The organism is Rhodoplanes roseus (assembly GCF_003258865.1).
In the GTDB taxonomy this organism is placed as follows: domain Bacteria; phylum Pseudomonadota; class Alphaproteobacteria; order Rhizobiales; family Xanthobacteraceae; genus Rhodoplanes; species Rhodoplanes roseus.
On the sequence record NZ_NPEX01000531.1, the window covers coordinates 534 to 1,949 of the forward strand.

Annotated in this window: 2 protein-coding genes; both read right to left on the bottom strand. The window is 70.3% G+C overall.

All coding sequences use genetic code 11. The features are described from left to right. A partial coding sequence (gene rplS / locus CH341_RS31005) for a 50S ribosomal protein L19 (RefSeq protein ID WP_111423501.1) occupies positions 1-386 on the bottom strand: 386 nt, incomplete at its 3' end. Between the two features lie 96 nt (positions 387-482). After that, entirely contained in the window at positions 483-1,241 is a 759-nt protein-coding gene (gene trmD, locus CH341_RS31010) for a tRNA (guanosine(37)-N1)-methyltransferase TrmD (protein WP_111423499.1), read from the bottom strand. Positions 1,242-1,416: the final 175 nt, after the last annotated feature.

The window sequence follows — 1,416 nt, forward strand, 5'->3', positions numbered from 1 at the left end:
GCCTCGCGCTCGGCGCGCTCGCCCGGACGATCCTGACGCTCGGTGATGCGGGCCGCCTTGCCGCGGCGCGACCGCAGGTAATACAGCTTCGCGCGCCGCACCTTGCCGCGCCGCACCACCTTGATCGAGTCGATCAGCGGCGAATACAGCGGGAAGACGCGCTCGACGCCCTCGCCGTAGGAAATCTTGCGCACCGTGAAGCTCTGGTGCAGGCCGGCGCCGGAGCGGCCGATGCAAACGCCCTCATAGGCCTGCACGCGGCTGCGGTCGCCCTCGACCACCTTGACGTTGACCGTCACGGTGTCGCCCGGGCCGAAATCCGGAATGTCCTTGCCGGCGGACAGCTTTGCGATCTGCTCGTTTTCGAGCTCTTGGATGATGTTCATGGGAGGTCTCCAGCGCTGCGTCTGGCGCAAGCGCGCCGGTCTGTCAGTCGGTAAGCTACGGGTTGGGCGTGCCTATACGCCATGTCGACGGCTTTGTCATCCATCGGTCGCTTTTTTTGGCGCATCGCCCGGCACATGGGCGGGTCTCGCGGAGGGCCCGTCGCGGGCGGCCGCATGGGCGGCCCACAGATCCGGCCGCCGCTCGCGGGTGAGGCGCTCGGCCTCGGCGCGGCGCCACGCGGCGACCCGGCCGTGGTCGCCCGACACCAGCACGGCCGGGATGTCGCGCCCTTCGAAGAGCTGCGGGCGCGTGTAGTGCGGGTATTCCAGGAGGCCGTCCGAGAAGCTCTCCTCGGCGCCGGAGGCCTCCTTGCCCATCACGCCGGGAAGGAGACGGACGCAGGCGTCGATCAGCACCATGGCGGCGAGCTCGCCACCGGAGAGGACGTAGTCGCCGATCGACACCTCCTCCAGGTTGCGCGCCTGGATGACGCGCTCGTCGACACCCTCGAACCGGCCGCAGACCACGACGACGCCGGGCCCTTTCGCCAGCGCGGCGACGCGCGCCTGGGTCAGCGGCTTGCCGCGGGGACTGGTGAGCAGACGCGGGCGGTCGTCGGTGGCCGGCGCCACGGTATCGATCGCCCGGGCCAGGACGTCGGCGCGCAACACCATGCCGGGGCCACCGCCGGCCGGGGTGTCGTCGACGCTGCGGTGGCGGTCGGTCGCGTGGTCGCGCAGATCGACGGCGGCGAGATCCCAGATGCCGGCCGCCCGCGCCTTGCCGGCCAGGCTGGCGCCGAGCGGGCCCGGGAACATGTCCGGGAAGATGGTGATCACGCTGGCGCGCCACATGGTCTTCTTGCTTCTATTCGTCGATCGCGTTTCGTAAGTGGCGTTTCGTAAGTGGCGTTTCGTAACGGCGTCTCGCACCACCTTCTATCCTCATGGTGAGGAGCGCCCCGGAGGGGCGCGTCTCGAACCACGAGGCCACGAACCACGCGGCCACGGGCGGCGAGGCCATGGGCGG